General features: G+C 36.8%; 1 protein-coding gene. It reads left to right on the top strand.

All coding sequences use genetic code 11. The annotated features are described in order from the left end of the window. Positions 1 to 128 precede the first annotated feature (128 nt). Complete coding sequence (locus ACYQ2O_RS12425) at positions 129 to 788, top strand: amidohydrolase (RefSeq protein WP_346025599.1); 660 nt, start codon at positions 129 to 131, stop codon at positions 786 to 788. Positions 789 to 946: the final 158 nt, after the last annotated feature.

Raw genomic sequence — 946 nt, 5'->3', positions numbered from 1 at the left:
AAATTTCTGGAAAAAGTCATCCCTTGCGCCAGCAATTGACTTTTTTGGAAATTTTAACGTAAACTACTTGTGATAAAAGTAACAACCTATAAAACCTATTTATTCTAAGTTTTATGCAACACTAGTGGATTCAACTAAAAGATGAACTCTCAGGAACAATAAAAATTATTCATCAACATACAGAGGAATTACCTCCTGGAGGAGCTAAATCAATAGTTGAAGCTGGCTATCTTGATGATGTTGAAGCTGTTTTCGGTATTCACGTTTTACCGATCGCACCAGCTGGAACAGTAGGCTACCGCAGTGAATATACGTTTAGCGGTCGCTCCTATTTTAAATTAAAGTTAAAGGCAAGAGGTGGACATGGCTCTTCTCCACATAAGGCAAATGATGCGATTGTCACAGGAGCCCATTTCGTCACAACAGTTCAAACAATTGTTAGTCGGAGACTAGATCCGCTGGAAACAGGTGTTGTCACAATTGGCTCTTTTGATGGCAAAGGAACCTCTAACATAATTAAGGACACCATCGAAATTGAAGGTGATATCCGTTATTATAATCATCAAACAGAGGCAATGATTAATAAAGAGCTTGAGCGAATTGTCAATGGGATTGGGGTCACTTTCGGAGTGAATTGTGAACTCAGCTATGAAATTGGCTACCCACCATTGTATAATGACCCTGAGTTAACTGCTTTTGTAGCAGATACACTGACAAAACTTAAAGATAGCGATATTAAAGCAGTAGTTGAAGTGCCTAAAATGGCATCAAATTTAGATTCTTCATAACCACTTCCGCCATCACTATTTGAAATGACAACCTGAATTATTCATACCTCTAAATGTGGATAACTATTTCTATTAAACTCACTGCTTTTTTAGACATTTTTAAGTATTAACTGTCTATCATGCCACTTTATATCCTTCTCGATTAGATTGAAAACAAA

Source organism: Alkalibacterium sp. m-11, from assembly GCF_054658155.1.
This window is presented reverse-complemented; position numbering and strand designations above follow the sequence as displayed.